22 protein-coding genes and 1 pseudogene are annotated in these 24,121 nt (G+C 69.4%); 16 read left to right on the forward strand and 7 right to left on the reverse strand.

Translation table 11 applies throughout. The features are described from left to right. Window positions 1-319: 319 nt before the first annotated feature. From CQ040_RS19940 to CQ040_RS19955, 4 genes are read left to right on the forward strand one after another with little or no spacing between them, the layout of a single operon-like run. Complete coding sequence (locus tag CQ040_RS19940; protein ID WP_105528460.1) at window positions 320-1,822, forward strand: CoA-acylating methylmalonate-semialdehyde dehydrogenase; 1,503 nt, start codon at window positions 320-322, stop codon at window positions 1,820-1,822. A gap of 28 nt (window positions 1,823-1,850) precedes the next feature. Next, entirely contained in the window at window positions 1,851-3,056 is a 1,206-nt protein-coding gene (locus CQ040_RS19945; RefSeq protein WP_105528459.1) for an acyl-CoA dehydrogenase family protein, read from the forward strand. Beyond that, window positions 3,053-3,958: a 3-hydroxyisobutyrate dehydrogenase gene (gene mmsB, locus CQ040_RS19950; RefSeq protein ID WP_105528458.1), complete on the forward strand. Its 906-nt coding sequence runs from the start codon at window positions 3,053-3,055 to the stop codon at window positions 3,956-3,958. The genes CQ040_RS19945 and mmsB overlap by 4 nt, the downstream gene beginning before the upstream one ends. Before the next feature lie 28 nt (window positions 3,959-3,986). Continuing rightward, a complete protein-coding gene (locus tag CQ040_RS19955) occupies window positions 3,987-4,763 on the forward strand; it encodes an enoyl-CoA hydratase-related protein (RefSeq protein ID WP_105528470.1) in 777 nt (258 codons plus the stop codon). Between the two features lie 44 nt (window positions 4,764-4,807). Here CQ040_RS19955 and CQ040_RS19960 read toward each other — a convergent pair whose 3' ends face one another. Genes CQ040_RS19960 through CQ040_RS19965 form a run of 3 tightly spaced genes read right to left on the reverse strand, consistent with a single transcriptional unit; the run spans window position 4,808 to window position 5,917 of the window. Next, window positions 4,808-5,251 (reverse strand): YdeI/OmpD-associated family protein, encoded by a 444-nt coding sequence (locus CQ040_RS19960; protein ID WP_105528457.1) that lies wholly within the window; start codon window positions 5,249-5,251, stop codon window positions 4,808-4,810. Continuing rightward, a complete protein-coding gene (locus CQ040_RS21135; protein ID WP_258131697.1) occupies window positions 5,248-5,379 on the reverse strand; it encodes a hypothetical protein in 132 nt (43 codons plus the stop codon). Before CQ040_RS21135 ends, CQ040_RS19960 begins: the two co-directional genes overlap by 4 nt. Window position 5,380: 1 nt before the next feature. Next, window positions 5,381-5,917: a MarR family winged helix-turn-helix transcriptional regulator gene (locus CQ040_RS19965; protein ID WP_028500751.1), complete on the reverse strand. Its 537-nt coding sequence runs from the start codon at window positions 5,915-5,917 to the stop codon at window positions 5,381-5,383. Window positions 5,918-6,057: 140 nt separating this feature from the next. Here CQ040_RS19965 and CQ040_RS19970 point away from each other — a divergent pair, with 140 nt between their 5' ends. From CQ040_RS19970 to CQ040_RS19985, 4 genes are read left to right on the forward strand one after another with little or no spacing between them, the layout of a single operon-like run. Further along, window positions 6,058-6,834, forward strand: coding sequence for an electron transfer flavoprotein subunit beta/FixA family protein (locus tag CQ040_RS19970; RefSeq protein WP_028500750.1), 777 nt, complete (start codon window positions 6,058-6,060; stop codon window positions 6,832-6,834). Between the two features lies 1 nt (window position 6,835). Continuing rightward, complete coding sequence (locus CQ040_RS19975) at window positions 6,836-7,807, forward strand: electron transfer flavoprotein subunit alpha/FixB family protein (RefSeq protein WP_105528456.1); 972 nt, start codon at window positions 6,836-6,838, stop codon at window positions 7,805-7,807. Window positions 7,808-7,809: 2 nt separating this feature from the next. Further along, complete coding sequence (locus CQ040_RS19980; RefSeq protein ID WP_105528455.1) at window positions 7,810-9,561, forward strand: cytochrome b/b6 domain-containing protein; 1,752 nt, start codon at window positions 7,810-7,812, stop codon at window positions 9,559-9,561. 50 nt (window positions 9,562-9,611) lie between these two features. Further along, complete coding sequence (locus CQ040_RS19985; protein WP_105528454.1) at window positions 9,612-10,763, forward strand: acetyl-CoA C-acetyltransferase; 1,152 nt, start codon at window positions 9,612-9,614, stop codon at window positions 10,761-10,763. Window positions 10,764-10,845: 82 nt separating this feature from the next. On the opposite strand, the gene CQ040_RS19990 is transcribed toward CQ040_RS19985, so the two are convergent. Further along, entirely contained in the window at window positions 10,846-11,355 is a 510-nt protein-coding gene (locus CQ040_RS19990; protein WP_028500746.1) for a GNAT family N-acetyltransferase, read from the reverse strand. Between the two features lie 131 nt (window positions 11,356-11,486). On the opposite strand from CQ040_RS19990, the gene CQ040_RS19995 reads away from it, so the two are divergent. Together CQ040_RS19995 and CQ040_RS20000 are read left to right on the forward strand one after the other, a co-directional pair. Continuing rightward, window positions 11,487-12,047, forward strand: coding sequence for an acyl-CoA thioesterase (locus tag CQ040_RS19995; protein ID WP_031205706.1), 561 nt, complete (start codon window positions 11,487-11,489; stop codon window positions 12,045-12,047). A gap of 39 nt (window positions 12,048-12,086) precedes the next feature. Next, window positions 12,087-13,487: a hypothetical protein gene (locus tag CQ040_RS20000; protein WP_105528452.1), complete on the forward strand. Its 1,401-nt coding sequence runs from the start codon at window positions 12,087-12,089 to the stop codon at window positions 13,485-13,487. On the opposite strand, the gene CQ040_RS20005 is transcribed toward CQ040_RS20000, so the two are convergent. The 3 genes from CQ040_RS20005 to CQ040_RS20015 are packed head-to-tail and all read right to left on the reverse strand — an operon-like array spanning window position 13,442 to window position 15,299. Continuing rightward, window positions 13,442-14,041, reverse strand: coding sequence for a hypothetical protein (locus CQ040_RS20005; RefSeq protein ID WP_105528451.1), 600 nt, complete (start codon window positions 14,039-14,041; stop codon window positions 13,442-13,444). The two genes, CQ040_RS20000 and CQ040_RS20005, sit on opposite strands and share 46 nt — an antisense overlap. After that, window positions 14,038-14,598 carry a hypothetical protein gene (locus CQ040_RS20010; protein WP_105528450.1) on the reverse strand — a complete coding sequence of 187 codons (561 nt, stop codon included), beginning with the start codon at window positions 14,596-14,598 and terminating at the stop codon, window positions 14,038-14,040. Before CQ040_RS20010 ends, CQ040_RS20005 begins: the two co-directional genes overlap by 4 nt. Next, complete coding sequence (locus CQ040_RS20015; RefSeq protein ID WP_146113964.1) at window positions 14,595-15,299, reverse strand: DUF4352 domain-containing protein; 705 nt, start codon at window positions 15,297-15,299, stop codon at window positions 14,595-14,597. Before CQ040_RS20015 ends, CQ040_RS20010 begins: the two co-directional genes overlap by 4 nt. Window positions 15,300-15,490: 191 nt before the next feature. Between CQ040_RS20015 and CQ040_RS20020 the strand changes: the two genes are divergently transcribed. The 6 genes and pseudogenes from CQ040_RS20020 (at window position 15,491) to CQ040_RS20045 (ending at window position 24,034) form a co-directional block, all read left to right on the forward strand. Beyond that, the gene (locus CQ040_RS20020) at window positions 15,491-17,044 is read left to right on the forward strand and encodes a Re/Si-specific NAD(P)(+) transhydrogenase subunit alpha (protein ID WP_105528448.1); all 1,554 of its coding nucleotides are present in this window, start codon (window positions 15,491-15,493) and stop codon (window positions 17,042-17,044) included. Beyond that, window positions 17,041-18,303 (forward strand): annotated as a pseudogene (locus tag CQ040_RS21140) (NAD(P)(+) transhydrogenase (Re/Si-specific) subunit beta); the annotation flags it as partial. The gene CQ040_RS20020 and the pseudogene CQ040_RS21140, both read left to right, overlap by 4 nt. Window positions 18,304-18,432: 129 nt before the next feature. Then, window positions 18,433-22,086 (forward strand): proline dehydrogenase family protein, encoded by a 3,654-nt coding sequence (locus CQ040_RS20025; RefSeq protein WP_258131698.1) that lies wholly within the window; start codon window positions 18,433-18,435, stop codon window positions 22,084-22,086. 270 nt (window positions 22,087-22,356) lie between these two features. After that, window positions 22,357-22,791, forward strand: coding sequence for a hypothetical protein (locus tag CQ040_RS20035; RefSeq protein ID WP_105528446.1), 435 nt, complete (start codon window positions 22,357-22,359; stop codon window positions 22,789-22,791). Next, window positions 22,791-23,021, forward strand: coding sequence for a helix-turn-helix transcriptional regulator (locus CQ040_RS20040; RefSeq protein WP_028500738.1), 231 nt, complete (start codon window positions 22,791-22,793; stop codon window positions 23,019-23,021). Before CQ040_RS20035 ends, CQ040_RS20040 begins: the two co-directional genes overlap by 1 nt. Continuing rightward, window positions 23,018-24,034, forward strand: a complete 1,017-nt coding sequence (locus CQ040_RS20045; RefSeq protein WP_028500737.1) for an NAD(P)-dependent alcohol dehydrogenase — start codon at window positions 23,018-23,020, stop codon at window positions 24,032-24,034. The genes CQ040_RS20040 and CQ040_RS20045 overlap by 4 nt, the downstream gene beginning before the upstream one ends. Window positions 24,035-24,121 lie beyond the last annotated feature (87 nt).

Consider the following 24,121-nt stretch of genomic DNA (forward strand, 5'->3'; position numbering starts at 1 on the left):
TCTCGCTCCCGTCGCGGCTCCCACGCCGCGAGACCCCCGCCGACCCGATTCGGCGGGGGTCTCGCGGCGTGGGAGCCGCGACGGGAGCGAGAGCGCTCACCGTGCGCGCGGTAGACGTGACACCCGATCCGGTCTGAGTCTCTGTCCGCGCACTTGCAGTTGTACTCGGCCGAGATGACGGGGCGGTGAACGCGATGCGAACAACCTCGATCCGAGCGAGGCGCCGAGTGGATCGATATACAAGGATGTCCTAGTAAATGTCCGGCCCTCCGAGTAAACTCTCCAATGTGCCAACGACGGCACGAAGGGATGTCACACAATGACTCGTACTATCCCGCACTTCGTGGGCGGATCGCTTCTCACTCCCGACTCCGGTCGCTTCGCCGACGTGTTCGATCCGAGCACGGGCGCGGTGCAGGCGCGTGTTCCTCTGGCTTCGGCCGACGAGGTGCGCCGCGTGATCGCGAACGCCGAAGAGGCCCAGGTCGCCTGGGGCGCGACCAACCCGCAGAAACGCGCTCGCGTGCTGCTGCGCTTCCTCGACCTGGTGCAGCGCGAGATGACCTCGCTGGCCGAGCTGCTCGCGAGCGAGCACGGCAAGACGGTCGACGACGCGAAGGGCGACATCCAGCGCGGCCTCGAGGTCATCGAGTTCGCAGCCGGCGCTCCGCACCTGCTCAAGGGTGAGTATTCCACCGGTGCCGGAACCGGGATCGACGTCTACTCGATGCGGCAGCCGCTCGGGGTCGTCGCCGCGATCACCCCGTTCAACTTCCCCGCCATGATCCCGCTGTGGAAGGCGGGTCCTGCGCTCGCCGCCGGCAATGCGGTCGTGCTCAAGCCCAGCGAGCGCGACCCCTCGGTGCCGGTGCGCATCGCCGAGCTCTTCCTCGAAGCCGGCCTCCCCGCCGGCGTCCTCAACGTCGTGCACGGCGACAAGGAAGCGGTCGACACGCTGCTCACCGACGATCGCATCCGCGCGGTCGGCTTCGTCGGCTCGACCCCGATCGCCGAATACATCTATGCGACGGCCGCAGCCCACGGCAAGCGCGCGCAGTGCTTCGGCGGTGCGAAGAACCACATGATCGTGATGCCCGACGCCGACCTCGACCAGACCGTCGACGCGCTGATCGGCTCCGGCTACGGCTCGGCGGGCGAGCGCTGCATGGCCATCTCGGTCGCTGTCCCCGTGGGGCAGGAGACGGCTGACGCGCTCGCGGCCAAGCTCGTCGAACGGGTCGCGCAGCTGCGGATCGGCCCCTCTCTCGCGGCCGACGTCGACTACGGGCCCCTGGTCACGCGGGCGGCCGTCGAGCGGGTCGAGGGCTACATCCAGCAGGGTGTCGACGAGGGGGCGACGCTCCTCGCCGACGGTCGGGGCTTCACGGTCGAAGGACACGAAGAGGGTTTCTACCTCGGGCCGACTCTGTTCGACCACGTCACCACCGACATGGCGATCTACCGCGAGGAGATCTTCGGCCCGGTGCTGGTGATCGCCCGCGCCGCCGACTACGAGGAGGCGCTGCGCATGGCCTCCGAGCACGAATACGGCAACGGTGTCGCGATCTTCACCCGTGACGGCGACGCCGCCCGCGACTTCGCGGCCCGCGTCGAGGTCGGAATGGTCGGGGTGAACGTGCCGATCCCCGTGCCGATCGCGTATTACACGTTCGGCGGCTGGAAGCGCAGCGGCTTCGGCGACCTCAACCAGCACGGCACCGATGCCTTCCGCTTCTACACGAAGACCAAGACGGTGACGAGTCGCTGGCCCGCGGCCGGCATCCGCGACGGTGCCAGCTTCGTCATCCCCACCATGCATTAGTCCCGGCACACTCCCACAAGGAATCACGATGACCATGACCACCGTCACCACCACCGCCGAGGAGCGCGAGGCGATCCTCGATGCCGTCCGCGAGTTCGCCGAGAGCGAGCTCGCACCTTTCGCCGCGGAGCGCGACGAGAAGCACCTGTTCCCGCGGGAATCGTTGAACCGGGGCGGTGAGCTCGGCCTCGGCGGCATCTATGTTCGCGAGGAGTTCGGCGGCACCGGCCTCAGCCGCATCGACACGGTGGCGATCTTCGAGGAGCTCGCGAAGGCCGACCCCGCCGTCGCCGCCTACATCTCCATCCACAACATGGTCGTCTGGATGATCGACACCTACGGCGACGACACCCAGCGCGGACGATGGCTGCCGAAGCTCACCGCCATGTCGGAGTTCGGGGGCTACTGCCTCACCGAGCCCGGCGCAGGGTCGGACGCCGCGAACATCGCGACCAGTGCGGTCCGCGACGGCGACGACTACGTGCTCACCGGGGTGAAGCAGTTCATCTCCGGCGCGGGCGAGGCCGCCGTCTATGTCGTGATGGCGCGCACGGGGGAGCCGGGTGCCCGCGGGATCAGCGCCTTCCTGGTGCCGGGAGACGCCGAGGGGCTGAGCTTCGGAGCCCTCGAGAAGAAGATGGGGTGGCATGCCCAGCCGACGCGGCAGGTGATCTTCGACGGCCTCCGGGTTCCGGCATCCGCGATGCTCGGCGACGAAGGGCGCGGCTTCGCGATCGCGATGTCGGCGCTCAACGGCGGACGCCTCAACATCGCCGCCTGCTCGCTCGGCGGCGCGGAGTGGGCCCTCGACCGCGCGGTGCAGTACGTGCATGAGCGTGTCGCCTTCGGCGAACCTCTCGCCGAGAAGCAGTCGATCCTGTTCGCGATCGCCGACATGCGCACGCAGCTGCACGCGGCCCGCCTGATGGTGCGCGACGGGGCGCAGGCAGTCGACGAGCACGCGCCGGACGCCACGATGCGCTGTGCCATGGCCAAGCGCTTCGCGACCGACGCCGGCTTCGACGTCGCGAACCGGGCGCTGCAGCTGCACGGCGGCTACGGCTATCTGCAGGACTACGGCATCGAGAAGGTCGTCCGCGATCTGCGGGTGCACCAGATCCTGGAAGGGACGAACGAGATCATGCGACTGATCGTCGGACGAGAGATGCTGCGACCAGCGGGCTCGGCGTCCCTCCAGCGCAGTGGCGGCGACCAGATGCGGAGCGCATCATGACCACCTCGTCTGCGAAGGCGGTGGTCGCGTTCCTCGGCCTCGGACACATGGGACTGCCGATGGCGAAGAACCTCGTCGCGGCGGGGCATGAGGTGCATGGCTTCGACCTCGTGCCCGCGGCGATCGAGGCGGCCCAGGCGGCCGGCATCCCGGTGGCGGCGAGCGGAGCGGAAGCCGTGGCTCGAGCGGATGTCGTCATCACGATGTTCCCCGCGGGGAAGCACGTGATCGAGGCGTATCGCACCGAACTGCTGGCGGCCGCCAAACCCGACACGCTCTTCATCGAGTCGTCGACCATCGCGGTCGACGAAGCTCGGGCCGCGCACGCGCTCGCGCTCGCCGCCGGGCACCGCAACGTCGACGCGCCGGTGTCGGGCGGCGTAGTGGGGGCCGAGAACGGCACGCTCGCGTTCATGGTCGGCGGGTCGGACGACGACTTCGCTGCGGCGCTTCCGTTGCTGGAAGTCATGGGCACGCGCATCGTGCACTGCGGCGGTCCCGGCCTCGGTCAGGCGGCGAAGGTGTGCAACAACATGGTGCTCGCGGTCTCGCAGATCGCGGTGGCCGAGGCGTTCGTGCTAGGGGAGCGGCTCGGACTCGAGCACCAGGCGCTGTTCGACGTGGTGTCACAGGCATCCGGTCAATGCTGGTCGATCACGACCAACTGCCCCGTTCCGGGTCCGGTGCCCACGAGCCCGGCCAACCGCGACTATCAGCCGGGTTTCGCCGGGGCCCTGATGGCCAAGGACCTCGGTCTCGCGCTGCAGGCGATCGAGCAGACCTCGACGGATGCGCGCATGGGCCGGCTCGCGCAGGAGCTCTACGCCGCGTTCGCCGCCGGCGACGGTGCGACGCGCGACTTCTCCGGGATCATCACCGACATCCGTGACGACCGCGTGTGATGATCGGTACTTCGACGGAGAGGGCGACATGACCGAGTACGAGACGATCCTGGTCGAGCAGCGCGGACGGGTGGGGTGGATCACCCTGAACCGTCCGGAGGCGCTGAACGCGTTGAACAGCCGGCTTGCGGAAGAGGTCACCGCCGCCGCGCTCGCCTTCGATGCGGATGAGGGCGTCGGTGCGATCGTGGTGACCGGGTCTGAGAAGGCCTTCGCCGCCGGTGCCGACATCAAGGAGATGGAGGGCATGTCCGCGGCGCAGATGCTCGAGACCGACCACTTCGGCGTCTGGCACGAGTTCGCCGCGGTGCAGACCCCCGTGATCGCGGCAGTCGCAGGCTTCGCCCTGGGCGGCGGATGCGAACTGGCGATGATGTGCGACATCATCCTGGCCGCCGACAACGCCAAGTTCGGTCAACCCGAGATCAACCTCGGCGTCATCCCCGGCATGGGCGGCACGCAGCGTCTGATCCGCGCGGTCGGCTACTACAAGGCGGCCGAGCTGGTGCTCTCCGGGCGGTTCATGGGCGCGGAGGAGGCGGAGCGCTCCGGCCTCGTGTCGCGCGTCGTGCCGGCATCCGACCTCCTCGCCGAGGCGACGAAGCTCGCCGACAGCATCGCCTCGAAGTCGCTGCCGTCGGTCTACGCCGCGAAGGCCGCGCTGGATGCCGCGATGGAGACGACCCTGGCCGAGGGACTCGCGCACGAGAAGCAGGCTTTCGCCGCGCTTTTCGACACCGCGGATCAGAAGGAGGGCATGTCGGCCTTCCGGGAGAAGCGGGCGCCCGACTTCCAGAACCGCTGAGCGCCCGCAGAGTTGACGCGATGAGTGCCGGAACCGATGAGCCGTCAGCCGCCGAGAGCGTCGACGATCTTGGCGATCCGGCGCTCGCGCGTGGCTTCCTGCTTGGCCTCGGTCACGCTCCGTGCGTGCTCTTTGCGCACGGTGTACGACAGGGCGTCGAAGGCGGTGCGCAGCGCGGGGTCGGCGTCGAGCGCTGCGGCGAGCTCGGCCGGAACGTCGACCGTGCGCTCGGCGGAATCCACCCGGATCACGGCGTCGATCTCCTGATCGATCTCGAGTCCGAGGTCGCCGCGCACGGCCTTGCTGAAGCCGATCATGTTCTCGCTGCCCATCCGCGCCAGGCGCAGGCGAGCGGTGCGTCCACCGATGGTCACGGCCACCGGGAAGGCCTTTCCGGCACCGAGAGATGCGACCTGCTCATCGCTGAGGAGGATCGCCGCAGCGGGACCGCGGCCGGTGAGGACGGTGTGCAGACGCAGTTCGCTCATGCCGAAAGCGTACGCCCGGGACCCTCGAACTCGGCGGCGAGAATCGCGTTGCGCTCTGCGATCAGCCGGCGCATGTATTCGCGCATGAACATCGCGCCGATGATCGTCTCGAGCGCGAACCGGGCCATGTCAGAGGGCTTCGGGCTGCGGGCGCGGATCGGCGAAGTCGCCCGCGTCCTTGCGAAGCCGGGCCACGATCGCGACGAGCTCGGCGGCGTCGTCACGGCTCATACCCGGCTCGGCGAAGACGTCGGCGTTGAGGGCCTTGGTGGCGCGCTCGACCAGTTCCCGGCCGGACTCCGTGAGGACGAGGAGAGCTGCGCGCCCGTCGTGCGGGTGCGGCTCACGCGCGATCAGGCCGTCGCGGACCAGTCGTTCCGCCGTGCTCGTGACCGTGGTCGGATGCACCTGCAGGCGGGCGACCACGCTCGACAGCGGGAGGCTGCCCGCACGGCTGAAGGCCAGCAGGCGCAGCACCTCGAACCTGGCGAAGCTGAGCGAGAACGGTTTGAGGGCGGCATCGACGCGCGCCAGCAGCAGCTGCTGGGCCCGCATGACCGAGGTGACGACCGCCATCCCGTCCGCGGCATCCGTCCATCCGTGCGCGAGCCACTGGCGCTTCGCCTCGGCGAGCGGATCGATGGGCAGCGGTCGGGGTCGGGTCACGTCTCTACGGTAGCGGCGGGAGGCTGCGGCTCGGCGACGGCGCGCGACGCAGGCGAAGTCGGCACGGGTGGGCCTCAGTCGCAAGTGAGCTGGAACTCAGTATCGCGGTCTAGAATTGCAGCAGTCGTGAGGAGCAATCGATGAAGATCTTCGTCCTGGTCAAAGAGGTGCCGGACACCTATGGTGATCGCAAGCTGAATCTCGAGACGGGGCTCGCCGACCGTGCGGCCGGCGATGTCGTCCTCGATGAGATCACGGAGCGGGCTCTCGAGGTCGCGCTCAGCTATGCCGACAAGAACGACGGCACCGAGGTGGTGGCCGTCGCAATGGCGCCCGGAGGCTCGACGGCTTCCGTGCGCAGAGCGCTCGCGATCGGTGCGGGCTCGGCCGTGCACATCGCCGACGAGCAGCTCGCCGGCGCCGACCTCGGTCTCACCGCAGAGGTGCTCGCCGCAGCGATCCGCCGTGGCGCCCCCGATCTCGTGATCACCGGCAACCTGTCGACAGACGGATCCGGTGGTGTCCTTCCCGCGATGCTCGCCGAGCACCTCGGCTTCGCTCAGGCGACGGCGCTCACGTCGGTCGAGATCACCGCCGACGGCGTCTCCGGAATCCGGGGTGCGGATGCCGGAAGCCAGCCGGTGTCGGCGCCGCTTCCGGCCGTGATCTCGATCACCGAGGCGCTCCCCGACGCACGCTTCCCCAACTTCAAGGGCATCATGGCTGCGAAGAAGAAGCCGCTCGAGGTGCTCTCGCTCGCCGACCTCGACGTCTCGGCAGACCCGTCCGCCGCTCCGCGGACCATCATGACGACCGTGTCGGAGAAGCCCCCGCGGGCTGCCGGCGTGAAGATCACCGATGAGGGCGACGCGGCCGACAAGCTCGTCGACTACCTCGTGCAGAACAGGCTGGTGTGAGATGACTTCCTCCGAGAACCCGATCCTCGTCCTCATCGATGTCGACCCGTCCGGCTACGTCGCGACCAGCACTGCTGCGCTCATCGGGGCGGCCTCGACGATCGGCTCGCCCGTCGCGCTGATCGTCGGAGGCAGCCCGGCCGCAGTGGATCAGGCCGCTGCGGCGGGAGCCTCCGTCGTGCTGACCGCCGAGGGCGACCCGGCCGCACTCACCGTGCCGATCGTGGATGCGCTGCAGGCCGCGGCCGCACAGCTGCGCCCCGACGCCGTGCTCATCTCGAACTCGATCTCCGGCTGCGACGTCGCGGGACGCTTCGCCGTGCGCACGAAGAGTGCGCTCTCCGTCGACGCCGTGGGTGTCTCCCGCGATGACGAGGGCATCGTCGCCCACCACTCCGTCTACGGCGGGGCATACCTCGTCGACTCGGCTCCCACCTTCGGCATTCCGGTGATCACGGTGCGCCAGGGCGCGGTGGATGCGCGCGCCGAGGCCGTTCCTTCCCACTCGGTCGAGGTGCTCGATGTCACGCCGTCCGGGGCTGTCGCAGCGACCGCCGGTCCGCTCGAGGCGGTGGAGGTCGCATCCTCCCGTCCCGAGCTGCGTGGAGCAGCCCGCGTCGTCTCCGGCGGTCGTGGTCTCGCGTCGAAGGAGAAGTTCGTTCTCGTCGAAGAGCTCGCAGATGCCCTCGGCGCGGCCGTCGGCGCCTCCAGGGCTGCCGTCGATGCGGGGTACATCCCGCAGTCGCACCAGGTCGGACAGACCGGGGTGTCGGTGTCGCCGCAGCTGTATGTCGCACTCGGCATATCCGGTGCGATCCAGCACCGTGCGGGCATGCAGACCTCGAAGAACATCGTCGCGATCAACAAAGACCCCGAGGCGCCGATCTTCGACGTCGCGGACTTCGGCATCGTCGGCGACGTGTTCGCGGTGGTGCCGCAGGTGATCGCGGCCCTCGAGGCGCGGAAGAAGTAGTCATGGCGACGCGGATGCTGCGACGCGGTCTGCCGCGTACACCTGGCGGGGAGCCCTGGCCCCCCGCGGATGCGGTGGCTGTGGAGGAGACGGCTGTGGATGTGGCGGTCGTGGATGTGACGGTCGGGGATGCTGTCGCGACCCAGGCGCCGATCGAGCACGCCATGACTCCGGATGTCGCCACCGCCGTGGATCCTGTCGTGTCGACCGATGCCGCGCATCCGGCGCCGGTGATTTCCACCGCGCCGACTGCCGGCGCCGCCCCCGTGGCGACCACCGGAGCATCGAAGGTCCGTCGCGGCCTGCCGCGCGTGCCGGGCGGAGAACCCTGGCCCCCGGCGCAGACCGCGTCCCCCACCGCTGCGGCAGTTCCCGCTGCGCACGCCACGGTGCCCGTATCGAACGTCGCGGCAGTCGCTCCCGGATCGTCGGCGCCGGCTGTCGCACCGCCCGCTCCGACGCGTGCCGTCAGCGCACCCGCCGCCAGTGCACCCGCCGTGAGTGCACCCGCCGTGAGTGCACCTGCCGCCAGTGCACCCGCCGCGCAGACCGCCGCTGCCGACGGCATCCGTCGCGGCCTGCCCCGCGTCGTCGGGGGTGAGCCCTGGCCGCCCGCAGGCACCGTTCCGCTCGCGACCGTCGCGGCCCCTGTCGATTCCGTGTCGTCCGATTCCGTGGCGCCCGAGTCCGTCGCTCCCGAGAGCAACGCTGCCGCCGCGGCGGCCGCCACCACTGTGGCCGTCGTCGAATCCGCACCCGCCATCGCCGACGTCTCCGTTCCGCTGCCGTGGACGCGCACGGTGTGGAACGGGCGCGCGCCACGTCACATCGCCGAGGCGCCGGCGCCGGCACCCGGTCGCCCTCGCCCGACGTGGCCGCAGGCCATCGCCGTCCTCTTCGGCGCCGCAGCGCTCGGGGTGATCGCTGGAGCCGCCATCGCCTTCGTGCGGACGCTGCTGAGCTTCCCGTTCATGCAGGACTTCCTCGCGGCTTTCCCCGGGGAGTACGAGTCGGCCATCGCCGTCGAGCCCGGTTTCTCCCCGTGGATCGGCTGGCAGCACTTCTTCAACATGTTCCTGATGGTGCTGATCATCCGCTCGGGGCTCCAGGTGCGCACCGAGAAGCGACCCACAGTCTTCTGGACACCCCGTGGCGACGCGAAGGGCAAGATCAGTCTGAACCTCTGGTTCCACCAGTCGCTCGACATCCTCTGGCTCGTGAACGGCGTGATCTTCGTGGTGCTGCTGTTCGTCACCGGGCACTGGGTGCGCATCGTGCCGACGAGCTGGGAGGTGTTCCCGAACGCACTTTCGGCGGCCCTGCAGTACGTGTCGTTCGACTGGCCGCACGAGAACGGCTGGAACAACTACAACAGCCTGCAGCAGCTCGCCTACTTCGCGACCGTGTTCATCGCTGCACCTCTCGCGGCGATCACCGGGTTCCGCATGTCGGGGCTCTGGCCGAAGAAGGCCGAGAAGCTGTCGAAGGCGTACCCGGTGGAGTGGGCCAGGGCGCTGCACTTCCCGATCATGCTCTACTTCGTGGCGTTCATCATCGCGCACGTCGCCCTCGTGATGCTCACCGGATTCCTGCGCAACCTGAACCACATGTTCGCGTCGCAGGATGCGGTCACCTGGACCGGGTTCTGGGTCTTCATCCTCTCGCTCGTGGTGATCGCGATCGCCTGGGTGGCCGCCCGGCCTCTCGTGCTCGCACCCATCGCGAAGGCGTTCGGCAAGGTCTCGGGCCGCTGACCCGACGGCGTTCGACGACACAGCGTCACCCGCACGACGGAAGGAAGATCATGGCCGAGGCATACATCATCGACGCGGTCCGTTCCCCGGTGGGACGGCGCGGGGGATCGCTCTCCGGCATCCATCCCGCTGATCTCGGCGCGCACAGCCTCCGGGCGCTGGTCGATCGGGTCGGTGTCGATCCCGATGCCGTCGACGATGTCGTCCTCGGCGCCATCGACGCGATCGGCGGGCAGGCGGGGAACGTGGCGCGCACCGCCGCCCTGGTCGCCGGATTCCCCGAGCATGTGCCCGGTGTCACGATCGATCGTCAGTGCGGGTCGAGCCAGCAGGCCGTGCACTTCGCGGCGCAGGCCGTGATGAGTGGCGTGAACGACCTCGTGGTCGCCGGCGGTCTGCAGAACATGTCGCAGGTGCCGCTGACCGCGGCCGCGATCGTCGGGGAGCAGTACGGCTTCACGACGCCGTATGCGGAGTCGCCCGGATGGCGCGCGAGGTATGGCGACCAGGAGATCTCGCAGTTCGCCGGCGCGGAGCTGATCGCCGAGAAGTGGGACATCTCCCGCGAGGAGATGGAGCAGTTCGCCCTGGAGAGCCATCGGCGCGCGGCGCTCGCGCAGGATGAGGGTCGGTTCGAGAACGAGATCGCCCCGCTGAACGGTCTCGACCACGACGAAGGTGTGCGCCGGGATACGACCCTGGAGCGGATGGCCGGCCTCGCGCCGCTGCGGGAGGGCGGACGGATCACCGCCGCCGTGTCGTCACAGATCAGCGATGCCTCCAGCGCGGTGCTCATCGCGAGCGAGCGAGCGGTGCGCGAACACGGGCTCACGCCACGCGCACGCATCCATCAGATGACGGTGCGCGGTGCCAGCCCCGTGCTCATGCTCACCGCGCCCATCCCGGCGACGAGGCTCGCCCTGGAGCGCGCGGGTCTGAGCGTCGCCGACATCGACCTGTTCGAGGTGAACGAGGCCTTCGCCCCTGTGGTGCTCGCCTGGATGCGCGAGCTCGACGCCCCGCACGAGAAGGTCAACGTCAACGGCGGAGCCATCGCGCTCGGTCATCCCATCGGGGCGACCGGCACGAGGCTCATGACCACGATGCTGAACGAGCTCGAGCGCAACGGCGGTCGGTACGGCCTGCAGGCGATGTGCGAGGGCGGCGGCGTCGCGAACGTGACGATCCTCGAACGCCTCTGACGCCGGAGCCGTGCGCGAGAACAGACGCAGAGAACGGGCCGCCTCCGATCGGAGACGGCCCGTTCTTTGCGTACGCGGTGGATCAGGGGCGGACGAAGCGCACTTCGGTCAGCGTCTCGCCGAGGAACGGCTCGGTGTGCGACGCTCCGTCGAGGCGGAATCCGTTGCGCGTGTAGAAGCGGTGCGCGCGGGGGTTGTCCTCGGCCACCCAGAGGTAGAGCGGCTCATCCTTCTCGACGGCGGCGTCGAACAGCTTCTGGCCGATGCCGGTGGAGTGCCACGCGTCGAGCAGGTAGATGAAGTAGAGCTCGCGGAACGCGGGAGCATCCTTGTCGCGGGCAGGACCGGAGCCGACGAAGCCGACGATCTCACCGTCGACGAGCGCGGCGTTCATCTTGAACTCGGGGCCCTGTGAGGCCCAGTGCGTCCAGAGCTCGGCCATGCGGCGGGGCGAGACCTTCTCCAGCGCAGCCGTGCTGATCAGGTGGTCGTAGGTCTCGTGCCAGCACTGCGCGTGCACGCGACCGAGGGCTTCCGCATCCACATCACGGACCGGACGGACGATGACTTCAGACTGGGCTTCGGCGCTCATGTTCGTGACTCTACGCGCGGCGTCGGCGAAGAGGAAATCGAGTGGGACCCCGACGAGACGTGACGTCGTCGCATGGAGGGTTTGCACAACGAAGTTCGCAGATCATGCACGCCTGGCTACGATAAGTCCTCGTGAACGTGATCTGGCGGACCCTCCTCGTGATCCTCGGCGCTCGCCGTCGCGTGCGACGCGGGAAGACCCTCGATGCGTCGGCGGTCAGCAGCATCCGCCTGACCACGCTGCCGACCGACATCGATATCCTGCGCCACATGAACAACGGGCGCTATCTGTCGCTCTTCGACCTCGGACGCTGGGACCTGCTGATACGAACCGGGCTGTTCGACGCGATGAAGGAGCACGGCTGGTACGCGGTCGTGTCCAGCGAGACCGTGACGTTCCGCAAGTCGCTGCAGCTGTGGCAGCGCTTCGACGTGCAGTCGCGCTTCATCGGCCACGACGACAAGGCGGTGTTCCTCGAGCACAGGGCCGTCGTCGACGGAGAGATCTACGCGCGGGTGATCGTGCGCTCGCGCATGCTGCGCCGCACCGGAGGCACCGTCAGCAACGAAGAGCTGTTCGCCGCGGTGGGCAAGCCCGAGGGTGTGCCGGAGATCGACGCGTGGGTGCACGACTGGGCCGCGGCATCCGCCCTCCCGCCCGTGCGGGTGAAGGCCCCGAGCGTCTGGGGCTGATGACGCCGGCGCCCGCACGAGCAGCGATATATTGACCGTGTGCTGGCGATCCTGACGACCACCGGGCGGGTGCTGTGGAGACACTGGCCCGCGCTGATGGCGTGGTATCTGGCCGGCGTCCTCATGCACTACGTCATCACCGAGATCGCGGGCTTCATCGGTGCGTACTCGGCCACGGTCGGCTTCCTCGTCCTTCCTGTCGCGATCCTCGCGCGCCTGGTGAGTCTGGTGGCGATGTTCCTGGTGCTGCGCGACGGTCTGCGCAACCTGCAGGAGGTCGCACCTCTTCCGGAGACGGCCGTGGATCGTCGTAGCACCTTCCTCTCGGCGCTGCTCGCCGGCATCCTCCCCTTCTTCGCGGTCTATTGGGCGCAGGGGCTGCTGGGCGAGGACATCCGGGCGTACTCGTTGCGCGCTCTCGAGGTGCGCAACGGCATCATCTGGACGGCGGCTGTCAACGGCGAGGATCCGGTGAGCTCAGTCGACACCGTGCTCAACCTGCCGATCAACGTGTGGACCGTCTCGATCATCGTGCTCGCGTTCGCCGGCCGTTGGGCCTGGTCGAAGTGGTCGGCGAAGCTCGCGAAGTGGCTCTCGCCGGTCGCGGTCTACTTCGAGGTTGTCTGGGTCTTCTTCTCGGTGATGGTGCTCGGCGACATCTTCGACACGATCAAGGGGTGGGTCGACAGTCGCGCCGCCATGGCCTTCCTCGAGACGGTCAGAGAGCAGATCCTCGATGCCGTCGCCCCGCTGCGCTGGCTATGGGAGGCGATCGGCTGGTTGCTCTCCGAGGCGGGGCCTGTCCTCCTCGCTCCGCTCGCCTGGCTGACCATCGCCGGGGTGGTCTTCGGCCAGGCGATCGTCGCCGAGAAGCTGCGCGTGGAGAGCGAGCTGATCGCCCGCGTACGTGAGCACGCGGCCGTCATCCCCAATCCGCTCGTGCGACGGCTCAAAGACCTGGGGGAAGAGCTCGGTGCGCGCTTCCGGCCGATCGGCCGGGCGCTGCTGCTGATGTGGCGCGCCGGTCCGCTGCTCGTCGGCTCGTATGCCCTGCTCTACGTTCTCGTGAAGGCGCTCGAGTCGTACCTCTCCTTCGGCATCACCCGACTCATCGGCCCCCAGGAGTACGTGTTCTGGGCGGTGGCGACGCCGCTGGTGTCGCTGGTGCCTCTGCTGCTCATGGAGCCGCTGCGGATCGCGGTGATCAGCGGGGCGTACGACGCGACCCTCGGGCGGCTGCGTCGGCGGCAGCAGGACCGCACCGACACGACAGGTCTTTCGCCGCAGGAGTCGGAGATGCGCGCCGTGGCCGATGCCGCGGGTCTTCTGCCCTCGTCGGTGGACGCCGTCGCCGCGGCGATGGTCGACGCACCGGTCAGGGACGGCGTCGAAGGTCAGGGCTCGAATTCGAATCTCACGAAGGATCCGCCGGCCTCGTAGGGGCGCACGTCGACCCAGAACGGTCCCTCGACATCGTCCGGCACCACGAACGGGACGATCAGCTCATAGGCGCCCGCCTGCTCGCTGAGGCAGGTCTCGGGTTCGTCTGCGCTCCAGTCCAGCCCGACCTCCGCACGCACGGGACTCCACTCCCGCCCCGTCGACTGCTCCACGAGCATCGGCGCCTCGCACCCGATCCCCTCGGAGCCGGCATCCACCGGTACCGCGACCGCGATCAGGCGCGTGTGCTCCGGCACGTCGAGCCCCGAGACATCCTCGATCTCGCCGCCGCGCACCGGACCCCAGGCCGCGCCGGCGAGATCAGTCGTCTCCTCCTCCGGCACGACCACTGGCGTGACCGCGCGAGCGCCGAATCCGAAGTACTGGTACCACTCCTGCCAGCCGACCGCGACGGCGGTCGCCGGCAGGAGCAGGGCGAGCGCGACCAGAGCCAGAGCGTTGCGCCGCCACCAGGAAGGCCGTTTCGGCCGTGCATCCGCAGCCTCCCGTTCTTCCTGAGGTGCGGGCGGTAGGGGCGGAAGGGGAATCGTCATCGGGCCCAGCCGTTCTCGTCCAGGAGCACCTCGGTCTCGATGGGCAGCGCGGCCAGGTCGATCGACAGATCGATCACGCCGTCGCGCCGCACTTCGAAGCCGCCCGCTCCGGGCACGCCCAGACGGAGTGTGGCCCTGTCGCCCACGACGTCGTCGGGGAGCTCGAAGGCGAGGCTCCCGGCACGGGGAACGCCGGTGACCAGGCGCTGATCCACGAAGGTGGTGCCGCGATCCGTCGCTGTGAATGTCCGGTCGCCGATCGTGAGTTCAGCGAGCCTGAGGGTGCTCAGATCCTGTGTGACCCCGCTCGCGGCCTCGAGATCGACGACGAGCCAGGTGCCCTCGGCAGACCATCCCTCCGCATCGGCGACTCGGTTCGTGAGGTGTACGTCGGTCACCGTCGCGACGAGATTGCGCGTGGCGGCCTGCTCGCCGATCTGCGCGACCGTGGGGAACGGCGCGTCCGGAGCGTCGTCGGGAAGCGTCGCCTTCGAGACACCCCACGCGCAGACGAGCAGCGCGGCGGTGGCGAGCCAGATGAGGACGTGCTTCTTCACGGGAGTGTCACCTCATCGATCGTCGCCATGAGGGTGGCCCCGACGGTGACATCCACCCAGTAATCGCCGCGCATCACGCTCTGCCCGACGTAGTGGTCCGAATCGGGGAGGGCGAGAGTGATCTCATCGCCGTCGTGGAAGTCGTCCGGCCCGACGGTCCAGGTGAGCAGCAGGCGGGCGGGGATATCGGGCTGCAACCGGGGTGCGCGCTCGCCGTCGTCGGCACGGAGGACGTCGCCCTTCTTGTCGAGCCCCTCGATGCGGATGCCGTCGACGACCGGGGATAGCGGGGGGTTCGCTGTCGACGGTCGCGGCTTGTCGAACGTGTTGGTGACGTCGACCGTGACGACCAGGATTCGCTCGCCCTTCTCTTCGTCCGGATAGACCAGGGTGTGGCCGCTTTCAGCGCTCAGCTCGTCGCGCAGCTCGACGCCGACGACTGTCATCTCCAGATCGGAGCCTGCGAAGGTCTCGCCGACCTTGACGACAGGGGTCGGATCGACGGCGGCGGCCTCGAGCCCGCCGAACACGGCCGTGGTCGCCAGGATCACGGCTCCGGCGCCGGTGAGGAGCCAGGAGGTCGGGATGAGATCGATGCTGCGCCGCGCCCAGCCGAGCACCTTCGCGCGCGCCCCGGCGTTCGCGGCGATGACAGCCCGGTCAGGCACCTGGGCCGGAGGCTCCGGCGGCTTCGTGGTCACGGCAACAGCATAGAACCGGGACGCCGGGCCCTGACCACGCTCCTCCGGTTTCCGTAAGAACCTCGCTTCTTTCCCCGTCACAGAGCAGAAGGAGGGGTACTTCCGCATCGCCCCTCAGTACTCTGAGCGGGAAGTCAGGGGCGCAGACGCCCCGGTGATCCCGTCGACGCAGACGGGCGGAGGAGGATGCAGTGGCAGTCATCGGCATCGTGCGGGAGCCTGCGGGCGAAGCACGGGTCTCGGCCACCCCGGCGACGATCGCGTCGCTCGGGAAGCTGGGCCACACGGTCAGGGTCGAACGGGGAGCGGGCGGGGCAGCGTCGTACCCCGACCGGGAGTATGAGGCTGCAGGCGCTGCCCTGGTCGATCGTGCCGAGGCGTGGGGGAGTGAAATCGTCCTCGCGATCACGGCCCCCGGGGCGGAGGAGATCGCCCTCCTCTCCGACGACGCCACCCTCATCGCGCTGCTCTCGCCGGCACTGCGCCCCGACCTCGTCGAGTCGCTCGCGCAACGCGGCATCACGGCGGTCGCCCTCGATGCGGTGCCGCGCATCTCGCGCGCGCAGTCGATGGACGTGCTCAGCTCGATGGCGAACATCGCCGGCTACCGCGCGGTCGTCGAGGCCGCGCATGAGTTCGGCCGCTTCTTCACGGGCCAGGTGACGGCCGCGGGCAAGGTGCCGCCGGCGAAGGTGCTGGTCGCGGGCGCCGGAGTCGCAGGTCTCGCCGCCATCGGGGCCGCATCGAGTCTCGGAGCGATCGTGCGAGCGACAGACCCGCGCCCCGAGGTCGCCGACCAGGTCACCTCGATCGGCGGCTCGTACCTTCCGGTCGACGTCGAGGTCGCAGCCTCCACCGACGGCTACGCCAAGGCTACGAGCGCGGACTACGACCGCAGGGCCGCCGAGATCTACACCGAGCAGGCCGCCGACGTCGACATCATCATCACGACCGCGCTCATCCCCGGCCGGGCGGCCCCTCGCCTGATCACGGCATCCGATGTCGCGCAGATGAAGCCGGGCAGCGTGATCGTCGACATGGCCGCGGGGCAGGGCGGCAACGTCGAGGGCTCGGTCGCCGGCGAACGCGTCGTCACCGACAACGGGGTGATCATCCTCGGATACACCGACCTGGCCTCGCGCCTGGCCGCCCAGGCCTCGCAGCTCTACGGCACGAACCTCGCCAACCTCGTGGCTCTTCTGACCCCCGCGAAGGACGGGCAGCTGGTGATCGACTTCGACGACGTGGTGCAGCGCTCGGTCACGGTCGTGCGCGACGGCGAGGTCACCTGGCCGCCGCCCGCCGTGCAGGTCGCAGCCGCCCCCGCGGCGAAGGCTGCAGCGGCACCGGTCGAGATCGCGCCGCCGAAGAAGATGTCCACCGCGCGCAAGGTCACGCTGATCATGGTGGGCATCGCCGCGCTGTTCGCCGTGAACGCGTTCGCCCCCGCTCCACTCCCGCAGCACTTCACGGTGCTCGTGCTGTCGGTCGTGATCGGGTTCTACGTGATCGGCAAGGTGCACCACGCGCTGCACACCCCGCTCATGTCGGTGACCAATGCCATCTCCGGCGTCATCGTGGTCGGCGCGATGCTGCAGATCACCTCGCCGCTGCCGGTCGTGCAGGTGCTCGCCGCGATCGCTGTGCTGCTCGCCTCCATCAACATCTTCGGAGGCTTCGCGGTGACCCGTCGAATGCTCGCGATGTTCACACTCGGGACATCGGCGAAGGTCGGCCAGAAGTGACCGTCGACGCGCTCGCCGGGGCGGCCTACATCGTCGCCGCCCTGCTGTTCATCCTCAGTCTCGCCGGGCTCAGCCGCCATGAGTCCGCCCGCTCCGGCGTGGTCTACGGCATCGCCGGCATGACGATCGCGCTGGTCGCGACCGTCGCCCTCACCGTGGCGGATGCGTGGAGCACCGGGGCGTTCCTCGGCCTGGGTCTGCTGGTGGCCGCCGTACTGATCGGTGCGGCCATCGGGCTCTGGCGAGCGCGGGTCGTGGAGATGACCGGGATGCCCGAGCTCATCGCGCTCCTGCACAGCTTCGTCGGCCTCGCCGCGGTGCTCGTGGGCTGGAACGGCTACCTCGCGCACCCGGAGATCGCCCCTCAGCTCGTCGGCATCCACAACGCCGAGGTGTTCATCGGGATCTTCATCGGCGGTGTCACCTTCACCGGGTCGATCGTCGCGTACCTCAAGCTCTCGGCGAAGATGTCGTCGAAGCCGCTCATGCTCCCGGGCAAGAACGGGCTCAACATCGGGGCTCTCGTCGCGTTCGTCGCTCTGACCGTGTGGTTCGTGAACGACCAGCAGCTGTGGCTCCTGATCGCGGTCACCGTGCTCGCGTTCGCACTGGGCTGGCACCTGGTCGCCTCGATCGGTGGCGGAGACATGCCGGTGGTCGTCTCGATGCTCAACAGCTATTCGGGGTGGGCGGCCGCCGCGGCGGGCTTCCTCCTGAACAACGACCTGCTCATCGTCACCGGTGCGCTGGTGGGATCGTCGGGTGCGTACCTCTCGTACGTGATGTGCAAGGCCATGAACCGCTCGTTCCTCTCCGTCATCGCAGGCGGATTCGGGATCGCGGCGCCGTCCGGGGATGACACCGAGTACGGCGAGCACCGCGAGATCACCGCCGAGGGTGCGGCCGAGATGCTCGTCGCGGCCAGCACCGTCGTGATCACGCCCGGCTACGGCATGGCGGTCGCGCAGGCGCAGTATCCGGTGGCCGACCTGGTCCGACGACTCCGCGAGCGGGGTGTGGATGTGCGGTTCGGCATCCATCCGGTCGCGGGGCGCCTTCCCGGACACATGAACGTGCTGCTGGCCGAGGCCAAGGTGCCGTACGACATCGTCCTGAGCATGGATGAGATCAACGACGACCTCGCCTCGACCGCGGTCGTGCTCGTGATCGGCGCGAACGACACCGTGAACCCGGCCGCCGCCGAAGACCCGGGAAGCCCCATCGCCGGGATGCCGGTGCTCAAGGTGTGGGAGGCCGAGAACGTCATCGTTCCGGTCGCACTTCCTGTCGCTCCGCACGCCGGAAAGCGACGGGAAATGCGACCGGAACGGGACGAGCACGGGCGGCGCGGCGCGGAATCCGGCGCATCCAGACCTAGGGTGAAAGTCATGGCAGACCTCCCGCCGGATGCCGTGGCATCCGCACCCCTCGCAGACCGTGCCGTCGAGCTCGCTCGGCGGTGGGCGATCGAGGCCGCGGCGATCGAACCCGACCCTGCGGCCGCCCGGCTCGCCGGCATGCTGCAGGACGCGAACGGACTGCCGTTCACGCTCGGCTTCGTCGACGGCGTGATGCGCCCGGAGAGCCTGACCGCTGCGGCATCGCAGCTGCACCGGATCGCGCCGATCGTGCCCGAGTTCCTGCCCTGGTACCTGCGCTCGGCCGTGCGCCTCGGCGGCGGTGTCGCGCAGATCCTGCCATCGCCCGTGGTGCCGATCGCCCGCAGGGTGCTCCGCGACATGGTCGGGCATCTCGTGGTCGACGCACGTCCCGCCAAGCTCGGGGCGGCGATCGAGCGGATCAGGGCGAACGGCTCCCGACTCAACCTCAACCTGCTCGGTGAGGCCGTGCTGGGCGAGGCGGAGGCACGGCGACGGCTCGACGGCATCCATGCGCTCATCCAGCGCCCGGATGTCGACTACGTCTCGGTGAAGGTCTCGGCGATCATCAGTCACCTCTCCATGTGGGCTTTCGACGAGGTCGTCGACGAGGTGGTGGCTCGGCTCCTGCCCCTCTACGTCACGGCAGCGGCAGACGGTACCTTCCTCAACCTCGACATGGAGGAGTACCGCGACCTCGACCTCACGATCGCGGTCTTCACGCGCATCCTGGAGGACCCGCGCCTGGCCGGACTCGAAGCGGGCATCGTGCTGCAGGCGTACCTGCCCGATGCGCTGCCCGCACTGCAGGAGCTCACGGCGTGGGCGCAGGACCGCGTCGCCCACGGCGGCGCCCGCATCAAGGTGCGACTCGTCAAGGGTGCGAACCTCGCGATGGAGCACGTCGAGGCCCGGATGCACGGTTGGACCACCGCGACCTACGACACCAAGCTCGATACCGACGCGAACTACCTGCGCTGCCTGGACTGGGCGCTGCAGCCCGAGCACACCGCCGCCGTGAAGCTCGGAGTCGCCGGGCACAACCTGTTCGGCATCGCCTACGCCTGGCTGCTCGCCGGTGAGCGGGGCGTGCGCGAGGTGGTCGAGTTCGAGATGCTCCTCGGCATGGCGCAGGGGCAGGTGCAGGCCGTCTCGCGCGAGGTCGGTCCGGTGCTGCTGTACGTGCCGGTCGTGGAGCCCGCAGAGTTCGATGTCGCGATCAGCTACCTGGTGCGCCGGCTCGAGGAGAACGCCTCGCCCGACAACTTCCTCTCCGCCGCGTTCCGGCTCGGCGAGGACGAGTCGCTGTTCGTGCGGGAGCAGGATCGCTTCCTGGATGCGCTCGACCGGGCAGGGGACGCGACTCTCCGCAGCGGTCCGCGCCGCACGCAGGACCGCCAGGCGCCGGTGCACGAGTCGGTGCGGACAGCGCCGGCCGCCCCCGTACCGGAGACCGACCTCACCAAAGCGGTGCTCGGGATCTCGCGTGGTTCCGACGACGAGGGCGGCCGCGAGGCGTTCCTCGAGACGGCCGTGTACTCCGCTCGCGAGATGGGGCAGGATGCCGGTGGCGCGCCCGGCTTCTCGAACACGGCCGACAGTGATCCGGCGCTCCCCGCGAACCGCGACTGGGCGCGCGAGGTGCGCGAGCGCATCCCCACCTCCGACCTCGGGGTCGCCACGATCGCCGTCGCACGGGTGTCGGATGCGGAAGACCTCGATCGGATCGTGCAGGGCGTGCGCCGTGCGGCGCCGTCCTGGGGCACACGCCCTGCCGCCGAGCGTGCCGAGGTGCTGCTGCGTGCCGCCGCCGCGCTCGAGTCGCGCCGGGGAGACCTCATCGAGGTAGCGGCCGCCGAGACGGGCAAGGTCTTCGCCGAAGCCGACGTCGAGGTGAGCGAGGCGGTCGACTTCGCCCGCTACTACGCTGCCAAGGCCCGTGAGCTCGACGCCATCGCGGGCGCCGTGTTCGTCCCGGCATCCGTCACCGTCGTCACTCCGCCCTGGAACTTCCCTCTCGCCATCCCCGCCGGTGGAGTGCTCGCCGCGCTCGCCGCGGGCTCCGGCGTCGTCTTCAAGCCCGCACCGCAGGCCCGTCGCTGCGCCGCCGTGATCGCCGAGACACTGTGGCAGGCAGGTGTGCCGCGCGACCTGCTCGCACTCGTCGACATCGAGGAGGGCGAGCTCGGCCGCGAGCTCATCACGCACGACGCCGTCGACCGGGTGATCCTCACCGGCGCGTGGGACACGGCAGCGCTGTTCCGCTCCTGGCGCCCCGATCTGCCGCTCCTCGCCGAGACCAGCGGCAAGAACGCGATCATCATCACCCCCTCGGCCGATCTCGATCTCGCGGTCGCCGACCTCGTCAAGAGCGCCTTCGGACATGCCGGGCAGAAGTGCTCGGCGGCCTCGCTCGCGATCCTCGTCGGGCCCGTCGGTCGCTCGGCCCGGTTCGCTCGACAGCTCGCCGACGCCGTGCGCTCGCTGCACGTCGGACAGCCCACCGATCCGCTGGCCGAGGTGGGCCCGGTGATCGAGCCGCCGCAGGGCAAGCTCGCGTGGGCGCTGAGCGAGCTCGAGGGCGACGAGCAGTGGCTGATCGAGCCCACGCTCGCCGCAGACGACGACGGCGGCAACCGGCTGTGGCGCCCCGGCGTGCGCGTCGGAGTGCAGCCGGGATCACGCTTCCACACCGAGGAGTTCTTCGGCCCGGTGCTCGGCGTGATGCACGCCCCGACCCTCGCGCGTGCCGTCGAGATGCAGAACGCCGTCGCCTATGGGCTCACCGCCGGGCTCCACACGCAGGACCCGGAGGAGCTGTCGTACTGGCTCGACCGGGTGCGGGCGGGCAACCTGTACGTGAACCGCGGCATCACCGGCGCGATCGTGCAGCGGCAGCCGTTCGGCGGGTGGAAGCGCTCCTCGGTCGGCCCCGGTGCCAAGGCCGGTGGCCCGAACTACCTGATCGGACTGGGATCCTGGCGCTCGCAGCCGGGTGGCCCGGCATCCAGCACTCTGCATCTGCGGGGACTCGATTCCCGCATCACGGCCCTCATCGAGTCGGCGCAGTCGTCGCTCGAGTACGAGAGGTTCGAGTGGCTGCGCCGTTCCGCGTTGTCGGATGCTCTGGCCTGGGACCGGGAGTTCGGACAGGTGCGCGATGTCTCCCGTCTCGGCGTCGAGCGCAACCTCTTCCGTTATCGGCCGGTGCCCGTCGAGGTTCGCGCGACCGACGATGCCGCGCTGCAGGACCTGTTGCGCGTGGTGATCGCCGGAGTGCGTTCGGGGGCGAAGTTCGTGATCTCGTCGCCGGTCGGGTTGCCCGGCGACGTGCGCCGCGCGCTCGGCGACCTCGACGCCCAGGTGTTCCTCGAGAGCGATGACGAGTGGCTGCAGCGGGTGCTTCGCGCCGAGGAGAGTGAGGGGCCGGCCTCCGCGCCTCGCCCCGATCGGCTGCGCCTGGTCGGCGGTCGCGCCGAGGTCGCGGCCTTGCGTACGGCCCTCGCGGCGGCGTCGGGTGGCGATCCGGACCTCGCGGTGTACGACGGCGAGGTGACGGCCGCTGCCCGCATCGAGCTGCTGCCCTTCGTGCACGAGCAGTCGATCTCGATCACCGCGCACCGCTACGGCAACCCCGACCCGTGGAGCAGCGGCGTGATCTGACGCCCACGCTCCCGTTCCGGTCCCACTTCCTGCCGCCCACCCCCGTTCCGGTCGCACTTCCTGCCGCCCGCTCCCGTTCCTGCCGCCCGCTCCCGTTCCGGTCGCACTTCCTGCCGCGCACCCCCGTTCCGGTCGCACTTCCTGCCGCACGATTCGCGTTGGTGCGGCAGGAACTGCGACCGGAGCCCGTCGACGTGTAAAGAATGTTTGACATAGGCGGATGCTCGACGTACGCTGAGCGTGTCAAGAATCTTTTACATCGGAGGCATCATGGTCTACGAAGAACGCAATGCATGGGCGGGGCTCATCGTGAGCCCGATCGTGATGGTCGTCTACGTCGTGGTGGTGCTCCAGCAGGCCGCGGGAGGGCCGCTCACCGGCGTCGACTGGTTCCCGCTCATGCTGTGGGTGATCGGCGGCGGCATCGTCGCGACCATCATCCTCAGTGTCGGGTGGGGAATCATCGCCGGGATGAAGGAGCCCGACGGGGTCGGCCGCTCCGACATCCGCGACCGTGACATCAGCCGGATGGGTGGTCGTGTCGAGCAGAGCTTCGTCGTGATCGCGGGTCTCGGGGTGATCGCGCTCTGCGCGGTGGGGGCTGACGTGTTCTGGATCGCGAACACGATGTTCGCGGGCTTCGCTGTCTCGGCGCTCGTCGGCGGAATCGCGCGAGTGATCGCCTACCGGCGGGGACTCGTCTGATGGTCAAGCCCACCCTCGTCTCGAACACGATCCGCGCGCATCGTGAACAGGCCGGACTCACTCAGGCCGAACTCGCCCGCACGGTCGGTGTGACGCGGCAGACGCTCATCGCGATCGAGCAGCAGAAATACTCGCCGACGCTCGAACTGGCGTTCCAGATCGCCCGCGCGTTCGGTGTGGGTCTCGACGAGCTCTTCGAGTACCCCGACACGTCAGGAGCATCATCATGAGCCGGTCGATGAAAGCGTGGCGCCGGGAGACCTACGGGCCGGCCGATGGTGTGACCCTCGAACGCATCCCGATCCCGGCACCCGGCCGCGGCGAAGTGCTGCTGCGGGTGCATGCCACGGCCTTGAACGCGGGTGATGTGCGCCTCCTGCTCGGTGATCCGCTGCTCGTGCGACCGGTGTTCGGGCTGACCCGCCCGAAGCATCCGGTGCGCGGCATGGAGGTCGCCGGCACCGTGGTAGCCGTGGGGCCGGACGTCGTCGGCGCCGAGATCGGTGAAGACGTCGTCGGCGAGCTCGTCGGTGGAGGAGGCCTCGCCGAGTACGTGTGCGTTCCTGCAGCGCGGCTCGTGCCGATCCCCACCGACATCGCACCGGAGGCCGCCGCGTGTCTGCCGGTCGCCGGTGGTACCGCATGGCAGGCCCTCGACCTCGCCGGGGTGGGGCTCGCGCACGGTAGCCACGCAGCGGGGGGAGCACCGCGAGTGCTGATCATCGGTGCATCCGGAGGAGTCGGCACGTTCGCGGTGCAACTCGCGACTCTCCGCGGCGCCGAGGTGTGGGCGACCTGCCGAGACCGAAACGCGCCGCTTGTCGAGCAGCTCGGCGCCGTGCGCACGTTCGACCACAGGGAGTCGCCGTTGAGCGCGTTGCCGGACGGCCGCTTCGACGCGATCATCGACATCGCCGGAGGGATGCCGCTGCGCGAGCTGAAACGCCTCGTCGTCCCCGGTGGAACGGTCGTGCTGGTCACGGGCGACGGCGGTCACGTGCTGGGTCCCATCCCGCGGATGCTGCGTGCGGTGTTCCTGTCGATCGGCTCGCGGAGCATCCGTCCCCTCGCTGCGACGCCCCGCCCCGAGGTTCTGGCCAAGCTCCTCGAACTCGTCGCGGATGGCCGCGTGGTCCCCGTGATCGAGCGTGAGTACCCGTTCGCCGAGGCATCCGCCGCCCTCGCCCAGCTCGAGGCCGGCCACACGGTCGGCAAGCTCGTCGTCACCGGCTCTGCGGTCTGACCGCGCCGTTCCTCTCCTTCCGGTCGCAGTTCCTGCCGCCCCTGTGGGAAAAAGGCGGCAGCAACTGCGACCGGAGCATTCGGGAGG

The organism is Microbacterium sp. MYb54, assembly GCF_002979515.1.
In the GTDB taxonomy this organism is placed as follows: domain Bacteria; phylum Actinomycetota; class Actinomycetes; order Actinomycetales; family Microbacteriaceae; genus Microbacterium.

Bases quoted from the DNA above. Each gene is read 5' to 3' on its own strand.
- CQ040_RS19955 (WP_105528470.1), top strand. From the start codon at position 3,987: ATGACCGAGTACGAGACGATCCTGGTCGAGCAGCGCGGACGGGTGGGG.
- CQ040_RS19970 (WP_028500750.1), top strand. From the start codon at position 6,058: ATGAAGATCTTCGTCCTGGTCAAAGAGGTGCCGGACACCTATGGTGAT.
- CQ040_RS20035 (WP_105528446.1), top strand. From the start codon at position 22,357: ATGGTCTACGAAGAACGCAATGCATGGGCGGGGCTCATCGTGAGCCCG.
- CQ040_RS20005 (WP_105528451.1), bottom strand. From the start codon at position 14,041: ATGACGATTCCCCTTCCGCCCCTACCGCCCGCACCTCAGGAAGAACGG.
- CQ040_RS20045 (WP_028500737.1), top strand. From the start codon at position 23,018: ATGAGCCGGTCGATGAAAGCGTGGCGCCGGGAGACCTACGGGCCGGCC.
- mmsB (WP_105528458.1), top strand. From the start codon at position 3,053: ATGACCACCTCGTCTGCGAAGGCGGTGGTCGCGTTCCTCGGCCTCGGA.
- CQ040_RS19940 (WP_105528460.1), top strand. From the start codon at position 320: ATGACTCGTACTATCCCGCACTTCGTGGGCGGATCGCTTCTCACTCCC.
- CQ040_RS21135 (WP_258131697.1), bottom strand. From the start codon at position 5,379: ATGGCCCGGTTCGCGCTCGAGACGATCATCGGCGCGATGTTCATGCGC.
- CQ040_RS19945 (WP_105528459.1), top strand. From the start codon at position 1,851: ATGACCATGACCACCGTCACCACCACCGCCGAGGAGCGCGAGGCGATC.
- CQ040_RS19980 (WP_105528455.1), top strand. From the start codon at position 7,810: ATGGCGACGCGGATGCTGCGACGCGGTCTGCCGCGTACACCTGGCGGG.
- CQ040_RS20025 (WP_258131698.1), top strand. From the start codon at position 18,433: ATGGCAGACCTCCCGCCGGATGCCGTGGCATCCGCACCCCTCGCAGAC.
- CQ040_RS19990 (WP_028500746.1), bottom strand. From the start codon at position 11,355: ATGAGCGCCGAAGCCCAGTCTGAAGTCATCGTCCGTCCGGTCCGTGAT.
- CQ040_RS19960 (WP_105528457.1), bottom strand. From the start codon at position 5,251: ATGAGCGAACTGCGTCTGCACACCGTCCTCACCGGCCGCGGTCCCGCT.
- CQ040_RS19975 (WP_105528456.1), top strand. From the start codon at position 6,836: ATGACTTCCTCCGAGAACCCGATCCTCGTCCTCATCGATGTCGACCCG.
- CQ040_RS19985 (WP_105528454.1), top strand. From the start codon at position 9,612: ATGGCCGAGGCATACATCATCGACGCGGTCCGTTCCCCGGTGGGACGG.
- CQ040_RS20040 (WP_028500738.1), top strand. From the start codon at position 22,791: ATGGTCAAGCCCACCCTCGTCTCGAACACGATCCGCGCGCATCGTGAA.